The sequence below is a fragment of the Streptomyces sp. NPDC033165 genome (assembly GCF_055577965.1).
The window spans coordinates 78771-97368 of the sequence record NZ_JBVIPK010000010.1 but is presented as its reverse complement, the minus strand read 5'-3'; the positions used below and the strand labels follow the sequence as shown (position 1 = coordinate 97368).

Here is an 18598-nt window from a genome sequence, read left to right as displayed (position 1 = left end):
CAAGCCGCGGACCGCGGGCCGCATAGTCGTTGCGGTTCTGACTGATGCATCAGTCAGAACCGCAATGCCTTCTTCTTTAGCCGAGATCGACCCATCTGAATTGAGGTTTTCTCAACACACCGTTACGGTGGCTGACCATGCAGCAGGACGAGGTGGCCGCACGGGTCCGGCAAGTGATCGACGCGGCGGGGGTGAGCGCCCGGGAGTTCGCGCGGCGGATCGTCATCGATCCGTCGAAGCTCTCCCGTTCCCTGAACGGGGCGCGCCGCTTCACCGCCGCCGAGCTGGCCCGTATCGCCGATACCGGCGGCGTGGACATCGGGTGGCTCCTCGGCTCGGCGGCCGGTACGGCAGCGGCACCGCCGCCCGTACGCTCGCCGTCCCACCCCCGCCCGTCCTCACCCGCACCGGAGGGCGGCAGGCCCTTGCAGATCGTGCGCGAGACGGTCCGGCTGATCGCCGAGCGCGGTTTCCACGCCGTACGGGTCGCGGACATCGCCGCGGCCTGCGACACCAGCACCGCGGCGATCCACTACCACTTCCCCGGCCGCGACGAACTCCTCGAAGCGGCCGTGCGCTGGTGCATGGACGAGGACACCCGTCGCCGCGCGGAGGCCACGGCCGGGACCCGCCATGCCGGGGACGAGCTGCGCCTGCTGATCGCGCTCCAGACTCCCCGCACGGATCAGCAGCGGCGGCAGTGGTGCGTCTGGCTCGACCTGTGGGCGGAGGCCGCCCGGTCCACCACCGTCGGACGGCTCCACGTGGAGTACTACCGCCAGTGGCGGGAGACGGTCGCCGACGTGATCCGGCGCGGCATCGAACAGCGCGTGTTCCGCCCGGTCGACGCGGACGGAGCGGCCCTCGCCCTCACCGCGCTGATCGACGGGCTGGCCTCCCAGGTCCTGGCCACCGAGCCCGGCCGTCCGGGCACCGACGCACAGTCCATGCACGACGCGCTGCTCGCCCATGTGGACGCCTGCCTCAGCGCGCCCACGCGTGCCTGACCGCCCGCCCGCCCGCCTCCGAAGAATCCCCCCCCGAAGACTCCCCACTCCCCACTCCCCACTCCCCGAGAGGAGACGCCCCCACATGCCCGTGAACCAGGACGTCATCATCACCTGCGCCCTCACCGGAGCCGGTGACACCGTCGGTCGAAGCCCCCATGTTCCGGTGACCCCCGAGCAGATCGCCGTGTCCGCCGTCGAGGCCGCCGGGGCCGGGGCGGCCGTGGTGCACATCCATGTCCGTGAGCCGGACACCGGCGCGCCCTCCCGCGACCCCCGCCTGTACCGCGAGGTCGTCGAGCGCATCCGGGAGAGCGGCACGGACGTCGTCATCAATCTGACCGCCGGAATGGGCGGGGACCTGGTGATCGACCCGCAGGCCCCGCTCCGCAGGCTGCCGGGCACCGACCTGGTCGGCGGGCTGGAACGGCTGCCGCACGTCGAGGAGTTGCTGCCCGACATCTGCACCCTGGACTGCGGTTCGCTCAACTTCGGCGACGGCAGCAACCTCTACGTCTCGACCCCCGACATGCTGCGCACCGGCGCGAAGCGCATCCAGGAACTCGGGGTCCGGCCCGAGCTGGAGATCTTCGACACCGGGCAGCTGTGGTTCGCCAGGCAGCTCCTCGCCGAGGGCCTGCTCGACGACCCCACGGTCTTCCAGCTCTGCATGGGCATCCCGTGGGGCGCGCCCGCCGACCCGGGCGTCCTCCAGTCGATGGTCAACATGCTGCCCACCGGCGCCCAGTGGGCGAGCTTCGCCCTCGGCCGGATGCAGATGCCGTGGGTCGCGCAGTCGATCCTGCTCGGCGGACACGTCCGGGTCGGCCTGGAGGACAACCTCTACCTGGGCAAGGGCGTCAAGGCCACCAACGCCCAGCTGGTGGAGCGCGCCGTACGGATCACCGAGTCCCTCGGCTCCCGGGTCGCCACGCCTGACGAGGCCCGCAAGAAGCTCGGCCTGCGCCCGCGCACCTGACGCTCTCCCCTCGCCTCCCCTTTCCCCCCTCGCCCCCCTCGCCCGCCTCTCCCGCCTCTTCCCCCCCACCTCGTTCTGGAGTGCCGTCTGTGTCTGTCACCCCCTCGGCCGCCGTGCCCGCCCCCGCCCCCTGCGCCCCGGAGGACGTACGCCGCGTCGCGTGCATCGGGGCCGGGGTGATCGGCGGTGGCTGGGCCGCCCATTTCCTCGCCCGCGGTTACGACGTCACCGCCTGGGACCCGGCACCCGACGCGGCAGCCCGGCTGCGCCGCCTGATCGCCGCCGCATGGCCCGCGCTGGAGCAGCTCGGCCTGGCCGAGGACGCGTCGCCGGACCGGCTGACCGTTGCCGCGACACTCGAAGAGGCCGTCGCCGAGGCCCAGTTCGTCCAGGAGAGCGCCCCGGAGAAGCTGGACCTCAAGCGCGACCTGCTGGCCCGGCTGGACGCCGCCGCCCCCGCCGGTACGGTGATCGCCTCGTCCACCTCCGGCTACCCGATGACGGACATGCAGACCGAGGCCGCCACCCCCGGACGGCTCGTCGTCGGACACCCCTTCAACCCGCCCTACCTCATCCCCCTGGTCGAGGTCGTCGGCGGCGAACGGACCGCTCCCGCGGCGGTGGAGTGGGCCTCGCGCTTCTACGGGGCCGCGGGCAAGTCCGTCATCACCATGGACCGCGAGGTGCCGGGCTTCATCGCCAACCGGCTCCAGGAAGCCCTGTGGCGGGAGGCCCTGCACATGGTCGCGAACGGTGAGGCGACCGTGGCGGAGATAGACGCGTCGATCACCGAGGGACCGGGGCTGCGCTGGGCGGTGATGGGCCCGATGCTGACGTTCGCCCTCGCGGGCGGCGAGGGCGGCATGGCCCATATGCTCGACCACTTCGGTCCCTCCCTGAAGTCGCCCTGGACCCGGCTCGAAGCCCCCGAACTGGACCGCGCCTTGTACGACGCGGTGGTCGCGGGCTGCGAGGAGGCGGCCGACGGCCGGAGCATCGCCGACCTGGTGGCCGAGCGCGACCGGGGCGTGATCGACGTCCTGCGCGCGACCGGTCGCCTGCCCCGGTCGGCCGAGGAGGCCACCCGATGAAGGAGCAGCAGACCCCTGAGGCGACAGCGGAGACAGCGGTGGCAGAGGAGGCAGAGATGACAGAGGAGACGGCCGCGGTCGGGGACGCCACCGAACTCCCCCTGGTCCGCCGGACCGTGCGGCCCGAGTGGATCGACTACAACGGCCATATGAGCGAGGCGTTCTACGTCCTGGTCTTCGGGCACGCCACCGACGCCATGATGATCGAGACCGGCCTGCACGCCGGATACCGCGAGAGCACCGGTTGCTCGCTCTACACCGTCGAGTCCCACATACGCTACCTCCGCGACGTGGCCGAGGGCGCTCATCTCGCCATCCGCACGCGCTTGTTGGGGACGGACGCGAAGAAGGTGCGCCTCTGCCACGAGCTGTACGCGCTCGGCTCGCCCGACGCCGTACCGGAACCGGAGGCCGCCCCGGTCGCGACGAGCGAACTGCTCGCGCTCCACGTGGACCAACAGGCGGGCCGCACCACACCGTTCCCCGAAGCCGTCCGGGCACGGCTGGCGGGGCTCACCGAACCGGCCCCCGCGTGGGCGGGCCGCTCCATCGCCGAGGTGCCGACGCCCCGCTGAGCCGGGACGGAACCCGCCGCACGATCCAGCGCGGCGCGGACATCGTGGTCCACTTCCGGTCGCAGGCGGCCGAAGGCGACCGCGCACCACCAGCAGGGCTGCCTGTCCGACGCGGTGGGGCGGCATCCGGTCACGGTGAACCGACCCCGTTCACCGCGCCGGGCGGGCCCCTGCCAGTACGGCGGTGTGCACGGCCCGGGCGATCCGCGCGCCCCAGGCGGAGCGGGGTCCGGCGAAGGGTTCACCGCCGGCCGGGCCCGGTTCCGGGGCGGCGACGCACACCGCGTCCGTGGGGGTTCCGGAGCAGTCGAGTCCGGCGTCCAGGAGCGCCTGGACCTTGGCTTCGGTGGCGGTGGCGACGGCGTTGACGAGGGCGGCGTCGGACAGGGCGACGGGGACGGTGACGACGATGTTGACCGTGCCGGGCTCGTGCGGTGACCCCGTGCTCTCGTCCGGGACCGCCGCCCACCCCCGTACACCGAGGCCCGCGGTGACGGTCGCGGTGACGCCGCCGTCGTGCCCGGTGGTGTACGCGGCGACTTCGGCCGCGGTCATCAGCCCGGCGCCGGGGCCGGTGAGCCCCTCCGCCGCGGCGATCTCGGCGAGGTGGCGGTCCGGGTCGAGGCGGGGGTAGCCGCCGGGGACCTGGACGTTGAGGATCCAGGCGCGGGCCCCGATGCCGCCGCCGAGTACCGCGCTGCTGCACACCCGGACACCCGGTCCCAGCCGCCAGAGGAGGTGGTGGAGGCGGTGCCCGTCCTCGTGCCGGTCGCGCAGTTCACCGCGTTGCGCGGGCAGCTGGACGCGTACGGAACGGATGGCGCACCCCTGGTGGCTCGGCAGGTCGGCGGGTCGGCGGGTCGGCGGGTCGGCGGGTCGGCGGGTCGGCGGGTCGGCGGGTCGGCTGTGGGCTTCCCCGAGGTCGCCGTGACCCCATGATCCTATGCGGGGACCCCCTGATCCTTTGCGGGCACCCGCAGACCTCGTGCGGGCGGCGCCGCTCCCGCACGGACACCGCACGCCTTCACCCGTTCGGCCTAATTCCGGTCGGGGCCGCACCAGCCCGTCGTACCGCGCCCGGCGCCGCTCGCCGGGCCTCCCGGAGCCCGCCCCGGGAGGCTCCGTGGGCGCGGCCCGGGCGGGCGGGCGGTTGCAGCGTCCATGCGGGTGAGGCGCGATGGAAGCCGGACGCGCCACATCTGGTGGAGCCACCCACAGGGCGTGCCCGAGAGGAGGAATCGGTTATGGGAGCCGCTGACGGTTTCACGGATTCCGGAGAGCTCGACGGTCTGACCGTGTACGACAACCAGGGCGAGAAGGTCGGCAGTGTGGGCCGGGTGTACGTCGACGACGCCACCGGCAAGCCCGACTGGGTGACGGTCAAGACCGGCCTGTTCGGCATGAAGGAGAGCTTCGTACCGCTCGCCGGAGCCCGTCGAGTGGGCTCCGACCTGCATGTCGCGCATCCGAAGGAGAGCGTCAAGGACGCGCCTCGGCTGGACGCGGACGCGCATCTCTCCGTCGCCGAGGAGGAGGAGCTGTACCGGCACTACGGCCTGAACCGGAAGTCCGGCAATCTCGGTGAGAACCGGCCGACCGGCATGGACGCGCCGACGGTCGCCGGGACCGGGACGATGGGTGGGGCAGGTGCCGCGGGGACGGCCGGAGCTGCCGGTGGGGCCGCTGCGGGCATGACCCGTACGACCGGAACGGCCGGGACGCCGCCGGGCGCCAAGGCGACCGGGAAGGCCACGACGGTGGGGACGGGCGCCGGAGCGGCGGGTGCGGGCACGACGGCAGGAGCGGGCATGGCCGGGGCAGGCAGTGGTGGTACGGGCAGGCATCGCGACACGGACGCCGCCACCACGGCGCGCCCGCTGGCGGGTGCCGGAGCGGGCACGTCCCGGGCCGCCGACATGAGCGGCAAGGATGAGCTGATCCGCTCCGAGGAGCAACTGCACGTCGGCACGGAGGAGTACGAGAGCGGCAAGGCGCGGCTGCACAAGTACGTGGTGACCGAGGAGGTCACCCGGACCGTGCCCGTGTCCCACGAAGAGGTACGCGTGGTCCGCGAACCCCTCCAGCCCGGCCAGAAGACCACCGGCACCACGGATATCGGCGAGCAGGACGTCGAGGTCACGCTGCACGCGGAGCGCGCCACCGTGCGCAAGGAGGCCGTGCCGGTGGAACGGGTCCGGCTGGAGACCGAACGGGTCACCGAGCAGAAGGAAGTCTCCGCCGAGGTCCGCAAGGAGAAGATCGACTACGCGGACGGCAAGGACATGGGCACCGGCAAGGACGCCGGTGGCGAGTTCGGCCAGGGGCGCCGCCGCTGACCGCGCAGCCGTTTCACCGGTGGCCTCCACGGCCGCTCCCACGTCCTCGGCCGCCGGGCGGGCTCGTACCTCCGAGTCCGCCCGGCGGGCTGTCCGCTGCCGTCCTCGGTTTCAGCGGCGCGGCAGGAACCGTACCGAGGGCCGCCCGTCCGGGCCGTCGGGGGTGACGACGGCGCGCACCCGGTAGACGTCCTCGATGAGTTCCTCGGTGAGCACCTCGGCCGGGGCGCCGCCCGCGACGACCCGGCCCGCCTTCATCACGGTGATCCGGTCGCAGAACATCGCGGCGAGGTTGAGGTCGTGCAGGGCGATGACGCTGGTGACGGGGAGGGCGGCGACCAGGGCGAGCAGGTCCAGCTGGTGCTGGATGTCGAGGTGGTTGGTCGGTTCGTCCAGGAGGAGTTCGCGGGGTTGCTGGGCCAGGGCGCGGGCGATCTGGACGCGCTGGCGTTCGCCGCCGGACAGGGTGTGCCAGGACTGCCCGGACCGGTCGGCGAGGCCGGTGCGCCGCAGTGCGTCGGCGACGGCTTCCTCGTCGGTGCGGTCCGGGGCGGACCAGGCGCGCCGGTGCGGGATGCGGCCCAGGCGTACGACGTCGAGGACGCTGAGGTCGACCTGGGTGACCGCGTGCTGGTCGACCACGGCGATCCGGCGGGCGACGGTACGGCGGCCGAGACCGGCGAGGGGATGGCCGTCCAGGGTGACGACCCCGGTGGCCGGGGCGAGGAGGCCCGCGAGAATCCGCAGCAGGGTGGACTTGCCGGAGCCGTTGGGGCCGAGGAGCCCGACGGTGGCGCCGGGCGGCGGGGCGATGTCGACCCCGTCGAGGATGAGCCGTCCGCCCGCATTCCTGCTGACCCGCTCGGCGCTCAGCCCGTGGGCGGGGGCGGCGGTGTGCGTCATGCCGTTCTCCGGGTGCGGTAGAGGACGAGGACGAAGACCGGGACGCCGATCAGGGCGGTGACGACGCCGACCGGCACCTCCTGCGGGTCCAGGACGGTCCGGGCGAGGGTGTCGACCCACACCAGGAACACGGCCCCGGCGAGCGCGGTGACCGGGAGCAGTCGCCGGTGGCCCGAACCGGTCAGGGCACGGGCGGCGTGCGGCAGGACCAGGCCGACGAAGCCGATCGCCCCGGCCGCGCTGACGAGGGCGGCGGTGAGCAGGGCGGTGGTGCACAGCAGCACGATCCGGGTGCGGCCCACGTCGACACCGAGCGCCGCGGCCGCGTCCTGCCCGAAGGCGAAGGCGTCGAGCGTACGGGCGTGGGCCAGGCAGACCACCAGGCAGACGGCGAGGACGGCGGAGCAGAACGCGACCTCGCTCCAGCCGACGCCGCCGAGCGAGCCGAGGAGCCAGAACAGCACTCCGCGGGTCTGCTCGGCGTCGGCGGAGGTCATCACGACGAAGGAGGTGAGGGCGGAGAAGAGCTGCATCGCGGCGACGCCGGAGAGCACGACCCGGTCGGTGGTGCCGCCCAGGGTGTGGCTGAGCAGCAGCACGAGGGCGAAGGAGCAGATCGCCCCGACGAAGGCCCCGGCGGACAGGGACACCGCTCCCCCGCCGACGCCGAGCACCACGATCACGACCGCCCCGGTCGAGGCGCCGGAGGAGACGCCGAGGACGAACGGGTCGGCCAGCGGGTTGCGCAGCAGGGACTGCATCACCGTCCCGCACACCGCGAGCCCCGCGCCGCACACGGCGGCGAGCAGGGTCCGGGGCATCCGCAGGTTCCAGATGATGCCGTCCCGGATCGGGCTGAGCTCCGAGTCACCGATCCCGAGGTGGGCCGCGACGGCCGACCAGACGTCGGGCACGGAGATCCGGGCGGGCCCGATGGTCACGGCGACCGCGACGGAGAGCAGCAGGAGCAGCAGGCCGCCGGCCCAGAGCAGCACGGCGAGCGGCCCGCCGCCGCGGGCCGGGCGGGGCCGGTCGGCGAGGGGCGGTGCGCCGGCCCGCTCCACGGCCGTACGACTGTCCGTGCTCACCCCGCGAGGCCGAAGTCGCGCAGTCCGGCCGCGACGCGCTCCAGGCCCTCGACGGTGCGGATGGTCGGGTTCATCGCCTGGCCGCTGAGCAGCACGTAACGGCGGTTCTTGACGGCGTCCATGGTCTGGGTGACCGGGTTGGACTCAAGGAACTCGATCTTCTTCTCGGCGCTCTCGGCGGTCTGCGTCGTACGGCTCAGGTCGCCGATGACCAGGACGTCGGGGTTGCGGTCGGCGACGGTCTCCCAGCTGATCTGGGGCCATTCGTCGTGCGTGTCGTCGAAGACGTTCTTCGCGCCGAGTTCCTTGGTGATGACGCCGGGGGCGCCGCAGCAGCCCGCGAGGTAGGGGGCCTTGGAGTCGGAGAACCAGTACAGGAGCGACGCTTCGGAGGCGTCGATGCCCTCGGTGGCCTTCTCCACCCGCGCCTGGAGCTTCTTCACCAGGGCGTCACCACGCTCGGGCACCCCGAACACCTGGGCCAGTTCGCGGACTTCCGTGTAGACGCTGTCCATGGTGAGGGGTGCGGTACGGGCTCCGTCGCCGCCGCCGCTGTTGTCCTTGCCGGTGCAGTCGGCGGGCGAGATGTAGGTGGGGACGCCGAGCTTCTCGAACTGCTCGCGGGGGGCGACGCCGCCCTTGGCGAGGGTCGAGGCGAAGGAGGCGCTGAGGAAGTCGGGTTCTTTGTCGAGGACCCTCTCCGACGACGGCCGGTTCTCGGATATCCGCTCGACGCGCGCGTTGGCCTTCTCCAGGCCCTTCATGACCGGGTCGCTCCAGGTGGCGCTGCCCGCGAGGCGGTCGGCGAGGCCGAGCGAGAGGAGGATCTCCGTCGACCCCTGGTCGACCGAGACGGCCCGCTGCGGCGGGGCCTTGACCGTGACGGTGCGCCCGCAGTTCTTGAGGGTGACCGGATAGCCGTCGGCCTTGCCGCCGCCGTCGGCGGCCCGGTCGGTGGTGGTGCCGCAGGCCGTCAGCAGGACGAGTCCCGCAGCGAACAGGGCAGCGGTGCGTATCGGGGCGGGCAGGGCCGTGGGCAGCACGAAAGGACCTCGGTGTCTCTGGGCCCAGCCGCGGAGCCCGTCGTACGGTTCCCGTGCCCCGGTGCGGGGCGCGGGCGCCAGCAGGTCTTCGGACTCGGGTTCGTCCGGGCGGGACGCCTTCCCGGAGCAGGTGAGTACTCCAGTGGCCGTGGCCCCGCCCGTCCCCCTCACCGCTGCGCGTCAGTTCCGGTTTCGCACCGGATTCCCTGACCCCGTCGTTGGGGTTCGACTGGCCCCGGCAAGCTATCACGCGCCTTCGCGCGGAATCAGAGGCGGTGAGACGAGAGTGCGCTGGGGATGACGTCCGGGAAGGCGGCCGGGGCGGGACGGTACGGCGCGGGATCGTCCGGCCGCACCGGCCCGCCGGCTTCCGTTACGGCGTTACGGCGTTACGGCGTTACGGCGTTACGGCGCCTGTAGGGCGATCACCGCGTTCTGGCCGCCGAAGCCGAAGGAGTGGCTGACGGCACGCCGGAAGGGCAGTTCGCGCGGCGTCTTCGTGACGCAGTCGATGTCGAACCCTGGGGCCGGGGCGTCCAGGTTCGCGATCGGCGGGATCAGCCCGTGCTGGAGCGTGAGGATCGTCAGACCGGTCTCGATGGCCCCGGCCGCCCCCATGCAGTGGCCCAGTACCCCCTTGGGGGCGGTGACGGGCGGCCGGTGCGGGTAGGCCCGGCCGATGAGGGCGGCCTCGGTGGCATCGCCCTGGGAGGTCGACGTCCCGTGCGCGTTGACATGGCCGACGTCCTCGGCGCGCCAGCCCGCGTCGCGCAGTGCGGCGTCCACGGCCGCCCGCGCGACGTCCCCCGAGGGGTGGGGGCTGGTGGGGTGGTGGGCGTCGGTGGTCTCCCCGACGCCCGTGATCAGCGCCCGGGGTGCGGCCCCCCGGGCGTGCGCCTCGTCGGCCCGCTCCAGGACCATGACGGCGGCGCCCTCCCCCATGACGAGACCGGCGCGGTCGGCGGCGAAGGGGCGGCAGAGGCGGGCCGGGTCGCCGTCCCGCGGTGCCGCCGCGCCCGAGCGGGCGAGGCCTGTCATGGCGACCGGGAACACGATCGACTCGGTGGCCCCGGCGATCGCGATGTCGCACCGGCCGAGGGTCAGCAGGTCCCGGGCCACGGACAGCGCGGTCACCCCGGACGAACAGGCCGTGCACGGCGCCAGGCTGGGCCCGGTGGCCTTCATCCGGATGGCGATCTCGGCCGCGGGCATGTTCGGGATGGTGAGCAGGATGCCCGAGGGCGAGGTGGCCTCGGGGCCCCGCCGTTCCAGGGCGACGGCCTGTTCGGTGAGTCCGGCCGAGCCTCCGCTGCTGGTGCCGACGACGACGGCGACGCGGGCTCCGTCCCAGTGCGCCGGGTCGAGTCCGGCGTCCGCGACCGCTTCCCGGGCGGCGAGTACGGCGAACTTGACGTACCGGCCCATGCGGAAGGCCGTACGTCCGCCGACCGCGTCGTCCAGGTCGATGCCGGAGACCGTGCAGGCGAAGTCGACCGCGCAGCCGTCCAGTTCGGGGACGGTCCGGGCGGGCGACCGCCCGGCCAGGACCCCCTCCCAGGTGGTTTCGGTGGTGGTGCCGACCGGGGTGATCATTCCCAGGCCGGTCACGGCGATGGCGGGTCGCTTCATCGGGTGTTGCTCACCGGCACCGTGGCCCCGGCCGCCGCGCCGCCGACGGCCGCGTCGATGAACGCGGAGACGTCGGCCAGCGTGGCGTCCTTGTACAGCTTCTCGGAGTCGGCGTCGACGCCGAGGGTCTCCTTGATGATGACCGCGAACTCGGCCACCGCCAGGGAGTCCATCTCCAGGCTGTCCATGGTGGATTCCGGCAGGATCTCGGCCGCGGGCACCTTGAACGTCTCGGTCAGCACCTCGGTGATCTTCGGGTGGATGGTCTTCACGGTGATTCCTCTTCCTGTGTGTGTCATCGGCGTCGTGTGATCGGCGTCGCTGGAACGGCAGGTGGTCGAACGCAGCGACCCACCGCCGAAGTAACTGGAAGACGATCTTCCGGTTACGCCCTGGGGCGAACCGATTCGTCTACGCTCACCTGCGGCTTCTCGAACCATCGGGAGACCATGGACGTGGTTCCCCAGTACGCCAGCAGGACCCCGCGGACGCCCAGCGACGCCACCCTCTCGCGCAGCGGGCGCCTCCTGCTGCCGCGGGCGGGCCGCCGGAACTCCCCGGGACGGCCCCCGGCTCCGGCCATGCGGCCCCGGTGCCACGGCCCCTCGGGGTCGTCGTAGGCCGCCGCGTAACCGGGTCCGGCGATCGGCCAGTCCGACATCAGCCGCTCCGGCAGGGCGAAGGACTCCACCAGGGCGGGGGTGTGCCGGGCCACGGCCGCGATCGCGTCCTCCACCGCGTCGGGGAGAAACGTGACCTGATCGGCGGTCAGCCGTCCGGTGGCGAGCAGGTCGCCGCTGTTGCGGGCGATCCACCGCAGCGCGAACAGCCGCCGGAGCTCCGCGAGCCGATCACGCGCGGGCCCTTCCGGCAGGGAGGCCACGGCCTGCTCGAACGCCTCGCCCGCCTGCCGGTAGCCGTACGCCTCGACGCCGAGCAGCGCGGCCGGGGAGGCGGCGTTCCAGCGCCCGAGCCGGTCGCCGGGCGCGGCGGCGCTCATCCGCTCGCGGGCACGGGCGAACCACAGGTCCTCCACGGCCGTGAGCAGCCGGTCCAGGAAGGCGGGCTCGTCGAGGTCGCCTGGCCCTTCGTCCGCCGCCTCCCGGGTGGTGGCGCTGAACAGCATCTCGGCGGCGGCTTTGGCGTGCACGGCCAGGTTGTCGCCCTCGGCGGTGATCGCGCCCTCGATGCCGGTGAACAGCTCGGTCATGCCGTTGTTCTCCAGCAGCCCCTGGGCCCCGCACCGCTCACGGCACTCGACGATGACGCCGCGTGCCTGCCAGGTGATCCAGCCCTTGGCGACGGCCACCAGACGCTCCGCCTCGTCCCGGTCGGCGTCGGGAGCCGACTCCCAGCGGTCGAGCGCCCTGCGGTGCAGCAGGCTCATCGCGAAGACGGTCGCCATCGCGTCGGCCAGCGGCCCGTGGTGGGTGCGGTGGGCGTAGACGGGGACGCGCTGCGCGGCCCGCGACCCGGTGATCAGCCGGTGGCCCGCGTAACGGACGGCGATGGCCAGGGTGACCCGGGCGGAGCCGACCGCGCAGGCGCTCATGGAGAGCTTGCCGGGGGTGACACGGCCGATGGAGGCGAGGAACCGCCTTCTGCGGTTGGCCAGTTCGCTGGTGAACCGGCCGCCCTCGCCGATCCGCCCCTGCGCACCGTCGAGCAGCGCGTCACGCGGGACGAAGTACTGGTCGAAGGAGGTCAGACAGTGGTCGACCGGCGATCCCATCCGGGCGGGCAGCCGCCGCACCCGTACGCCCGGCAGGGCGCGGACGTCGTCGGTGAGGGGGGCGAGGAAGAGGAAGACGCCGTGGTCGGCGCCGTCGGCGAGCAGCCTCGCCGCCACCACACCGGACTTGGGACCGCCGGCGGGGCTGGTGTTGGGCATGAACTTCTGCGCCCCGGCGTGCGGGGTGTGCAGGACGAAGCCGTCGCGTTCGCGGTCGTAGGTCGCGGTCGTCTCGACGGCCGCCGCGTCGTTGCCGTGGGCCACCTCCGTACAGAGGAAGGTGCCTACGCGCTGCAGGGCGAGGTAGTCCGACAGATCACGGAGTGTGCCCGGGTCATGGTCGAGGAGGCTGCCGAGGAAGAGGTTGTAGTGGATGCCCGCGACGGTGGTCAGCGCCGGGTCGACCGGGCCCAGCCACTCGTGCAGGGCGGCCAGTGCCCGGGGGTCGGCGGCCAGCCTCGCGCCGCTGTCCAGCGCGTTGTTGAGGATGCGCAGTCGGTGGTAGGAGAGGGCGAGCCGTTCGTCAGGGGTGCCGCCACCGGGGCGGCGAAACGGTTCTGTTGTGAGCAGTCGCCGCCAGAAGCCGTGCTCCCGGCGGAAGTTCGGCCCGAAGAGCACACCGGTGAGCAGGTCGTTCGTGGACGGCGGGGCCGCGTCGTTCGTGGTTACGGTCACGGTATGGGAACGATCAAGGAACGGCGAGGACACCCCTCGCCGTCCCAAACGGCCGTACGGATCAGGTGCGTTGGAAGGCGAGGGCGACGTTGTGTCCGCCGAAGCCGAAGGAGTGGCTCACGGCCGTCTCGATCCGCCGGGGACGTGCCTCCTTCAGCACGCAGTCGAGCGGGAACGCGTCGGGGAGCGCGTCCAGGTTGGCGATCGGCGGAATGACGGAACGTTCCAGCGTCAGGACCGTGGCCACCGCCTCGATCGCGCCCGCCGCCGCCAGGGTGTGTCCGACGACGCCCTTGGGCGCGGTCACCGGCGGGCGGTGCGGGAAGAGCCGGGAGATGAGGGTGGTCTCCATGGCGTCGTTCAGGGGCGTTGAGGTGCCGTGGGCGTTGATGTGGTCGACCTCTCCGGGCGCCCAGCCCGCCTGGTCCAGGGCGGCCTGCACGGCCCGTTGGGCGCCCTGGCCGTCGGGGGCCGGGGCGGTGGGGTGGTGCGCGTCCGTGCTGGACCCGGCCCCGGTGAGCAGGGCGCGCGGACGGCCGCCCCGGGCGCGGGCCGTCTCCACCCGCTCCAGGACGAGCATGGCGGCGCCCTCCCCGATGACGAAGCCGTCCCGGTCGGCGGCGAACGGCCGCGAGGCCCCCGCCGGGTCGCCGGTGCGGGTGGACAGGGCGCCCATCCGGGCGAAGGCGGTCACCACCAGCGGGGTCAGCACCGATTCGGCGCCGCCCGCCACCACCACGTCGCAGCCGCCGCCCAGCAGCAGGTCGCGGGCGACGGCGATGGCCGTGGCCCCGGAGGCGCAGGCGGTCGCGGGGGCGAGGCTAGGGCCGCCCGCCTTCAGCGCGATGGCGACCTCGCCCGCCGCCGCGTTGGGGATCATCATCGGGACGAGCAGCGGGGAGACCGCGTCGGGGCCCGAGCCCGCGAACTTCGCCGCGTTGTCCACCAGTACGGAGACACCGCCGACGCCCACGCCGAGGACCACCCCGACCCGGGTGCCGTCCCACCGCGCGGGGTCGAGTCCCGCGTCCGCGACGGCCTGCCGGGCGGCCACCACGGCCAGCTTCACGAACCTGGCCATCCGCCACACCGACCGGCCGCCCACCGCGGCGTCCAGGTCGATGCCGTCGACCGGGCAGGCGAAGTCGACCGGCAGACCGGCCAGTTCCTCGCACCGCCGAGCGGTGGAGTGCCCGGAGCACAGCCCCTCCCAGAAGCTGTGCTCGTCCGCCCCTGCGGGTGTCACCAGACCGACCCCCGTCACCGCGATCGCGGTGCCGGCTGCGGCCTCGGTGCCCTGATCAGCGGGGAGCGACATGCTGTGTTCCTTCCGTAGAATCCGTGGAAATCGTCTGCGGGGTCCCCGGCCAGCGCAGGGCCGCCGAACCCCAGGTCAGCCCGCCCCCGAACGCGGTGATCAGCACCCGGTCGCCGCCCCGCAGCAGCCCCTGGTCCGCCGCGTCGGCCAGGGCGAGGGGGATGGAGGCGGCGCCGGTGTTGCCGACCCGCTCCAGGTGGGTGACGCAGCGCTGCGGCGCGATGCCGACCCGGTCGGCGACGGCGCTCAGGATGCGGGCGTTGGCCTGGTGCGGCACGAACCGGTCCACCTGGGCCGGGTCCCAGCCGACCCGGTCCAGGAGCGTGCGGCACGACCCGGTCATCCGCTCGACGGCGTGCTGGTAGACGGTGCCGCCCTGCATCCGGAAGTACGCGTCGTCCGGCTCCGACGGCTTCCGGCCGGACCGGGCACGGGCACCGCCGCCGGGGACGGTGATCAGGTCGTAGCCGGTGCCGTCGCTGCCGAGGTCGAACGCGAGCAGCTCGCCGGGATCGCCGGACTGCCCGGCGGCCACCAGGGCCGCGCCCGCCCCGTCGCCGAAGACGACGCCCGCCGAGCGGTCGGCCGGATCGAGCCAGGTCGAGTAGACGTCGGCACCGACCAGCAGGACCCGCTCGAAGAGGCCCGAGGCGATCAGCCCGTGGCAGACGGCGAGTCCGTAGACGAAGCCGCTGCACACGGCGGCGATGTCCAGCGCCGGTACGGTGCCGAGCCCGAGCCGGGCCGCGAGCGCGGGGGCGGTGCCGGGGCAGAGGTGGTCGGGGGTGGCGGTGGCGAGGAGCACGGCGTCCACGGGTCCGGCCGCCGGGCAGCCCGCGATCAGCCGGGAGGCCGCCTCGTAGGCGAGGTCGCCGGTGGCCACCCCGGGCCCGGCGCGGTGCCTGCTGCCGATGCCGGTGCGGCGGCGGACCCAGGCGTCGTCCACGTCCCAGTCGAGGGGCAGCCGGTCGTTGCCGACGGGCTCCCCCGGCACCCAGCCCGCCACGCTCTCCAACAGCGCCGTGCGCGCCCCGGCCGCTAAGACGCCCGCCCGCGCCTCCGGCTCCGTACCGCTGCCGGCCGCCCGTCTCCTCGCCACCCGCTGCCCCGATGCCACCGCTGCCCCGATCCCGTTGTCGTACTGCAACCGGTTGACGAACGGCGGAACGTCTCACGAGGATGCGTTCGACTGCGCCGAACGGGTCATGACGATCAGTCAGTTACGGGACCGGATCTCCCGGAACTCGACGGCGTCGGGAGGGTTGGCTCCCGCACGGGAGACGGTCACGGCGGCGGAAGCGGTCGCATGGCCCAGGACGTCGGTGACGATGTCCCGGCCGACGGCGTGCAGCCCGGCCCGGCCCGCCGCGCCGAGGAGCCCGTGCCGGGCCAGGGCGTGCAGAGTGCCGGACATGAACGCGTCGCCCGCTCCGACGGTGTCGACGACGGTGACGGGCAGCGCTTCGGCCGGGACACGGCCGCCGTCGAACACCGCGAACGCGCCCGCGCCGCCCCGGGTGACGAGGACCAGCGCGGGCCCGGCGGCGAGCCACCGCTCGGCGATCCGCTCCGCCTCCTCGCCCGGGTAGAGCCAGGCCAGGTCCTCGTCGCTGGCCTTCACCACGTCGCTGAGTGCGACACAGCGCTCGACGCGAGCCACGGCCGGGGCGCGCTCGCCCATCAACTCGGCCCGCACATTGGGGTCGTAGCTCACGGTGGCACCCGCCCGCAGCGACTCCACGCCGGCCAGGACGGTCGCGGCTCCGGGCTCGACGACCGCCGCGATCGAGCCGGTGTGCACATGGACCGGCGGCCGCTCCAGCGCCACCGGCCCCAGGGTCCAGCCGATCGCGAAGGTGTACGTGGCGTGCCCGTCGGCGTCGAGGGTGACGGCGGCGGTGGGGGTGGGCCCGGTGGAACCGTCGGTGCGGAGCCCGACCCCGGCGGCCGCCAGATGGTCCCGGATGAGCCGCCCGTGAGCGTCGGGGCCCAGCTGGGTGAGCAGGGTGGCGTCATGGCCGAGCCGGGCCAGTCCGTACGCGACGTTCGCCGGGCTGCCGCCCGGGTGGACCACGTCGGCCTCGCCCGGCAGCCGGACGATGTCGGCGACGCACTCGCCGATGACCAGCAGTTCACCGGGGTCGGGCATGGGGCCGGGCCTCCTGAGGTGCCGTGATGGTGGTGTCCTGGTCGAGCCTGACATTCTCCGGGGGCTCCGGGGCGGCTCGACGGACCCACAGGAGGGCGCCCGCGAGCAGGACGGCGGCGCCCAGCAGCCAGGGCAGCGGGCCGAGCGGCAGCACTCCGGCGACGAGTCCGGCGGCAGCGCCGCACAGCTGGAGGGCGAGCGACTGCACGGAGAGGGCGGTGGCCCGGCCCGAGGAGTCGACGCGGCGGTGGAGCAGGTCGTTCTCGTTGGGACCGGCGATGCCGAGCCCCAGGTAGACGAGCCCGTATCCGGCGGCGGCCGTCGCCGTGGCGAGCGCGTCCGTGGAGGAGGCGGTGGAGGCCGTGATCCCGAGCAGGGCCAGGCCCGCCGCGCCCGCCCCGAGGCCCAGGAGCGCCGCGCGTTCGCTGTTTCCGGTCCATCTGGCCGCCGCCGGGGCCAGCTGGCTGCCCAGGGCGGAGCAGACGAACCCGGCACAGGCGAGTCCGGCGAAGAGTACCGCCCCGGATTCGGGGGCCCCGGTGAGCGCGGCGGCGCGGCCGGGGGTGAGGAGTTCGAGCGTGGCGAGCGCGGCCCCGGCGGCGCTCGCGGCCAGCAGTACGCGGCGGACCAGGGCGTCCCGGGCGCCGAGCCGCAGACCCTCGGCGACGGCGGCGGGCACGCCGCTCAGGACCGTGCGCAAAGTGGCCTTGGGCCGGGGCGGTTCGGACAGGGCCCGCAGGACATGGAGGACGAAGACGACTTCGACGACCGCGCCGAGGAGTGCGGGCACCGAGAGCGGCAGGACGAGCCCGGAGGTCGCGTCGGTGAGCCAGGCTCCCGGGTCGGGGCCGAGGCCGAGCAGCCAGGGCAGCGCGCCGCCGAGGAGTGTGCCGAGGGCGAGCGCGACGGAGACCGCCGAGCTGCCCCGGGCCAGACCGGTGCGCACATCGGCGCCGGGTCCGGCGGCGGCGTGCACGGTGTCGACGTACCAGGCCTCGGCGGGACCACTGGACAGGGCGCGTGCCGAGCCCATCAGCGCCATGCCGAGGATGAACACCCAGGCGGCGGTGGTGAGTCCGAGCAGGGTCAGGGCGGTCAGGTTGAGGAGTCCGGCGGTGGCGAGGACGGCACGCCGCCCGATGACGTCGGAGAAGCCTCCGGTGGGCAGCTCCAGCGCGGCGGCGGTGAGGGAGTGCGCGGCGAAGAATCCCGCGACGGCGGCGAGGCCCATACCGCGTTCGGTGAACAGGAGCACGGCGGGGGCCAGGCTCATCCCGATGGGCAGCCAGAAGAGGAAGGAGACGGCGACGAACCGGCGACGCGCGGTCGCCTCGTCCAGGCCCGGCCCTGTGGGGACGGGGGCGGACACGTCCGCCGCGCCGGTCACGCCGCTCATATGGCGTCCCCGGCATCGGAAGCATCGGACCCCGCGTCGGGTCCAGGGGCGGCCGCCGCACGGTCCGGCCCGGCCACCGGGTCCGGGGCCAGCGGGAGTCCGGCGGCGAACAGGACGACCTGCTCGGCGCGGGGATCGCCAGAGTCGCGGGCGGTCAACTCGTCCGTCTTCGCCTGGAGAACCTCCCACAACTCGGCGAGCGACTCGGGGGTCAGCCGGGGCATCGAGTCGCTGACGCCCGACGGCTCCTGCCACTCCGGGCCCAGCCTGCCGCTCTCCAGATCCGCCTCGTGGCGGTCCAGCGACTGCTGGAGGTGCTCGACCTGGCGGCGGCGCAGGACGCTGAGGATCACGCTGCCGCCGGGGCTGCGGTGCATCGCCTCGTTGCTCCACGAGGTCATGTCGTGTACGGACTTCCAGCGCCGTTCCCGGCCGTCCCGGTGGTCGGCCTCGGTGACGAACGCGTACTTCGCGAGTACCCGAAGGTGGTAGCTGGTGGAGGCCGAGGACTCCCCCGTCCTGACCGCCAGCTCGCTCGCAGTGGCCGGTCCGTGCTGCCGCAGCAGGCCGAGGAGCGTGAGACGCAAGGGGTGGGTGAGGGCCTTGAGAGCGGCCCCGTCCTGCGCCGGATCGAGCACGCGGCGGTCGTCTTCGCTGTCCATGGCGTCAGCCTAGGA

The 18598-nt window shown here is 73.7% G+C and carries 18 protein-coding genes and 1 riboswitch; of the genes, 6 read left to right on the top strand and 12 right to left on the bottom strand.

The genetic code is table 11. The features are described from left to right. The first annotated feature begins 137 nt into the window (after nucleotides 1-137). From ACZ5WC_RS23320 to ACZ5WC_RS23305, 4 genes are all read left to right on the top strand, one after another. Nucleotides 138-1007: a TetR/AcrR family transcriptional regulator gene (locus ACZ5WC_RS23320; RefSeq protein ID WP_468542600.1), complete on the top strand. Its 870-nt coding sequence runs from the start codon at nucleotides 138-140 to the stop codon at nucleotides 1005-1007. An 85-nt stretch (nucleotides 1008-1092) separates the two neighbouring features. Beyond that, nucleotides 1093-1986 (top strand): beta-keto acid cleavage family enzyme, encoded by an 894-nt coding sequence (locus tag ACZ5WC_RS23315; RefSeq protein ID WP_468542599.1) that lies wholly within the window; start codon nucleotides 1093-1095, stop codon nucleotides 1984-1986. Between the two features lie 89 nt (nucleotides 1987-2075). Beyond that, nucleotides 2076-3077 carry a 3-hydroxyacyl-CoA dehydrogenase NAD-binding domain-containing protein gene (locus ACZ5WC_RS23310; protein WP_468542598.1) on the top strand — a complete coding sequence of 334 codons (1002 nt, stop codon included), beginning with the start codon at nucleotides 2076-2078 and terminating at the stop codon, nucleotides 3075-3077. A 56-nt stretch (nucleotides 3078-3133) separates the two neighbouring features. Further along, nucleotides 3134-3652: a thioesterase family protein gene (locus ACZ5WC_RS23305; protein ID WP_468542597.1), complete on the top strand. Its 519-nt coding sequence runs from the start codon at nucleotides 3134-3136 to the stop codon at nucleotides 3650-3652. A gap of 150 nt (nucleotides 3653-3802) precedes the next feature. On the opposite strand, the gene ACZ5WC_RS23300 is transcribed toward ACZ5WC_RS23305, so the two are convergent. Further along, a complete protein-coding gene (locus tag ACZ5WC_RS23300) occupies nucleotides 3803-4471 on the bottom strand; it encodes an adenosylcobinamide amidohydrolase (RefSeq protein WP_468542709.1) in 669 nt (222 codons plus the stop codon). Between ACZ5WC_RS23300 and ACZ5WC_RS23295 the strand changes: the two genes are divergently transcribed. Then, a complete protein-coding gene (locus ACZ5WC_RS23295) occupies nucleotides 4403-4591 on the top strand; it encodes a hypothetical protein (protein WP_468542718.1) in 189 nt (62 codons plus the stop codon). The genes ACZ5WC_RS23300 and ACZ5WC_RS23295 overlap by 69 nt on opposite strands. A 305-nt stretch (nucleotides 4592-4896) precedes the next feature. Then, complete coding sequence (locus ACZ5WC_RS23290) at nucleotides 4897-5988, top strand: PRC and DUF2382 domain-containing protein (RefSeq protein WP_468542596.1); 1092 nt, start codon at nucleotides 4897-4899, stop codon at nucleotides 5986-5988. 111 nt (nucleotides 5989-6099) lie between these two features. Here the strand turns inward: ACZ5WC_RS23290 and ACZ5WC_RS23285 are convergent, their stop codons facing one another. From ACZ5WC_RS23285 to ACZ5WC_RS23235, 11 genes are all read right to left on the bottom strand, one after another. Beyond that, nucleotides 6100-6891 (bottom strand): ABC transporter ATP-binding protein, encoded by a 792-nt coding sequence (locus ACZ5WC_RS23285; protein WP_468542595.1) that lies wholly within the window; start codon nucleotides 6889-6891, stop codon nucleotides 6100-6102. Beyond that, the gene (locus ACZ5WC_RS23280; RefSeq protein WP_468542594.1) at nucleotides 6888-7979 is read right to left on the bottom strand and encodes a FecCD family ABC transporter permease; all 1092 of its coding nucleotides are present in this window, start codon (nucleotides 7977-7979) and stop codon (nucleotides 6888-6890) included. The genes ACZ5WC_RS23285 and ACZ5WC_RS23280 overlap by 4 nt, the downstream gene beginning before the upstream one ends. After that, nucleotides 7976-9022, bottom strand: a complete 1047-nt coding sequence (locus ACZ5WC_RS23275) for an ABC transporter substrate-binding protein (protein ID WP_468542593.1) — start codon at nucleotides 9020-9022, stop codon at nucleotides 7976-7978. The genes ACZ5WC_RS23280 and ACZ5WC_RS23275 overlap by 4 nt, the downstream gene beginning before the upstream one ends. A gap of 62 nt (nucleotides 9023-9084) precedes the next feature. Beyond that, nucleotides 9085-9271: riboswitch (cobalamin riboswitch) on the bottom strand. Nucleotides 9272-9427: 156 nt separating this feature from the next. After that, the gene (locus ACZ5WC_RS23270; RefSeq protein WP_468542592.1) at nucleotides 9428-10651 is read right to left on the bottom strand and encodes a beta-ketoacyl-[acyl-carrier-protein] synthase family protein; all 1224 of its coding nucleotides are present in this window, start codon (nucleotides 10649-10651) and stop codon (nucleotides 9428-9430) included. Beyond that, a complete protein-coding gene (locus ACZ5WC_RS23265; protein ID WP_096623919.1) occupies nucleotides 10648-10923 on the bottom strand; it encodes an acyl carrier protein in 276 nt (91 codons plus the stop codon). The genes ACZ5WC_RS23270 and ACZ5WC_RS23265 overlap by 4 nt, the downstream gene beginning before the upstream one ends. 113 nt (nucleotides 10924-11036) lie before the next feature. After that, nucleotides 11037-13058, bottom strand: a complete 2022-nt coding sequence (locus tag ACZ5WC_RS23260) for an acyl-CoA dehydrogenase family protein (protein WP_468542591.1) — start codon at nucleotides 13056-13058, stop codon at nucleotides 11037-11039. 61 nt (nucleotides 13059-13119) lie between these two features. After that, complete coding sequence (locus ACZ5WC_RS23255) at nucleotides 13120-14376, bottom strand: beta-ketoacyl-[acyl-carrier-protein] synthase family protein (protein WP_468542590.1); 1257 nt, start codon at nucleotides 14374-14376, stop codon at nucleotides 13120-13122. Further along, nucleotides 14360-15394: a beta-ketoacyl-ACP synthase 3 gene (locus ACZ5WC_RS23250; RefSeq protein ID WP_468542708.1), complete on the bottom strand. Its 1035-nt coding sequence runs from the start codon at nucleotides 15392-15394 to the stop codon at nucleotides 14360-14362. Before ACZ5WC_RS23250 ends, ACZ5WC_RS23255 begins: the two co-directional genes overlap by 17 nt. A gap of 198 nt (nucleotides 15395-15592) precedes the next feature. Beyond that, nucleotides 15593-16525 carry a carbohydrate kinase family protein gene (locus ACZ5WC_RS23245; RefSeq protein WP_468542589.1) on the bottom strand — a complete coding sequence of 311 codons (933 nt, stop codon included), beginning with the start codon at nucleotides 16523-16525 and terminating at the stop codon, nucleotides 15593-15595. Next, nucleotides 16509-17921, bottom strand: coding sequence for an MFS transporter (locus tag ACZ5WC_RS23240; protein WP_468542588.1), 1413 nt, complete (start codon nucleotides 17919-17921; stop codon nucleotides 16509-16511). The genes ACZ5WC_RS23245 and ACZ5WC_RS23240 overlap by 17 nt, the downstream gene beginning before the upstream one ends. Next, entirely contained in the window at nucleotides 17918-18583 is a 666-nt protein-coding gene (locus ACZ5WC_RS23235) for an ArsR/SmtB family transcription factor (protein WP_468542587.1), read from the bottom strand. The genes ACZ5WC_RS23240 and ACZ5WC_RS23235 overlap by 4 nt, the downstream gene beginning before the upstream one ends. Between the last annotated feature and the right edge of the window lie 15 nt (nucleotides 18584-18598).

Excerpts from the sequence above, each read along its gene's own strand:
- ACZ5WC_RS23255 (WP_468542590.1), bottom strand. The coding sequence starts at position 14,376 with ATGTCGCTCCCCGCTGATCAGGGCACCGAGGCCGCAGCCGGCACCGCG.
- ACZ5WC_RS23290 (WP_468542596.1), top strand. The coding sequence starts at position 4,897 with ATGGGAGCCGCTGACGGTTTCACGGATTCCGGAGAGCTCGACGGTCTG.
- ACZ5WC_RS23240 (WP_468542588.1), bottom strand. The coding sequence starts at position 17,921 with ATGAGCGGCGTGACCGGCGCGGCGGACGTGTCCGCCCCCGTCCCCACA.
- ACZ5WC_RS23315 (WP_468542599.1), top strand. The coding sequence starts at position 1,093 with ATGCCCGTGAACCAGGACGTCATCATCACCTGCGCCCTCACCGGAGCC.
- ACZ5WC_RS23305 (WP_468542597.1), top strand. The coding sequence starts at position 3,134 with ATGACAGAGGAGACGGCCGCGGTCGGGGACGCCACCGAACTCCCCCTG.
- ACZ5WC_RS23270 (WP_468542592.1), bottom strand. The coding sequence starts at position 10,651 with ATGAAGCGACCCGCCATCGCCGTGACCGGCCTGGGAATGATCACCCCG.
- ACZ5WC_RS23245 (WP_468542589.1), bottom strand. The coding sequence starts at position 16,525 with ATGCCCGACCCCGGTGAACTGCTGGTCATCGGCGAGTGCGTCGCCGAC.
- ACZ5WC_RS23235 (WP_468542587.1), bottom strand. The coding sequence starts at position 18,583 with ATGGACAGCGAAGACGACCGCCGCGTGCTCGATCCGGCGCAGGACGGG.
- ACZ5WC_RS23320 (WP_468542600.1), top strand. The coding sequence starts at position 138 with ATGCAGCAGGACGAGGTGGCCGCACGGGTCCGGCAAGTGATCGACGCG.
- ACZ5WC_RS23285 (WP_468542595.1), bottom strand. The coding sequence starts at position 6,891 with ATGACGCACACCGCCGCCCCCGCCCACGGGCTGAGCGCCGAGCGGGTC.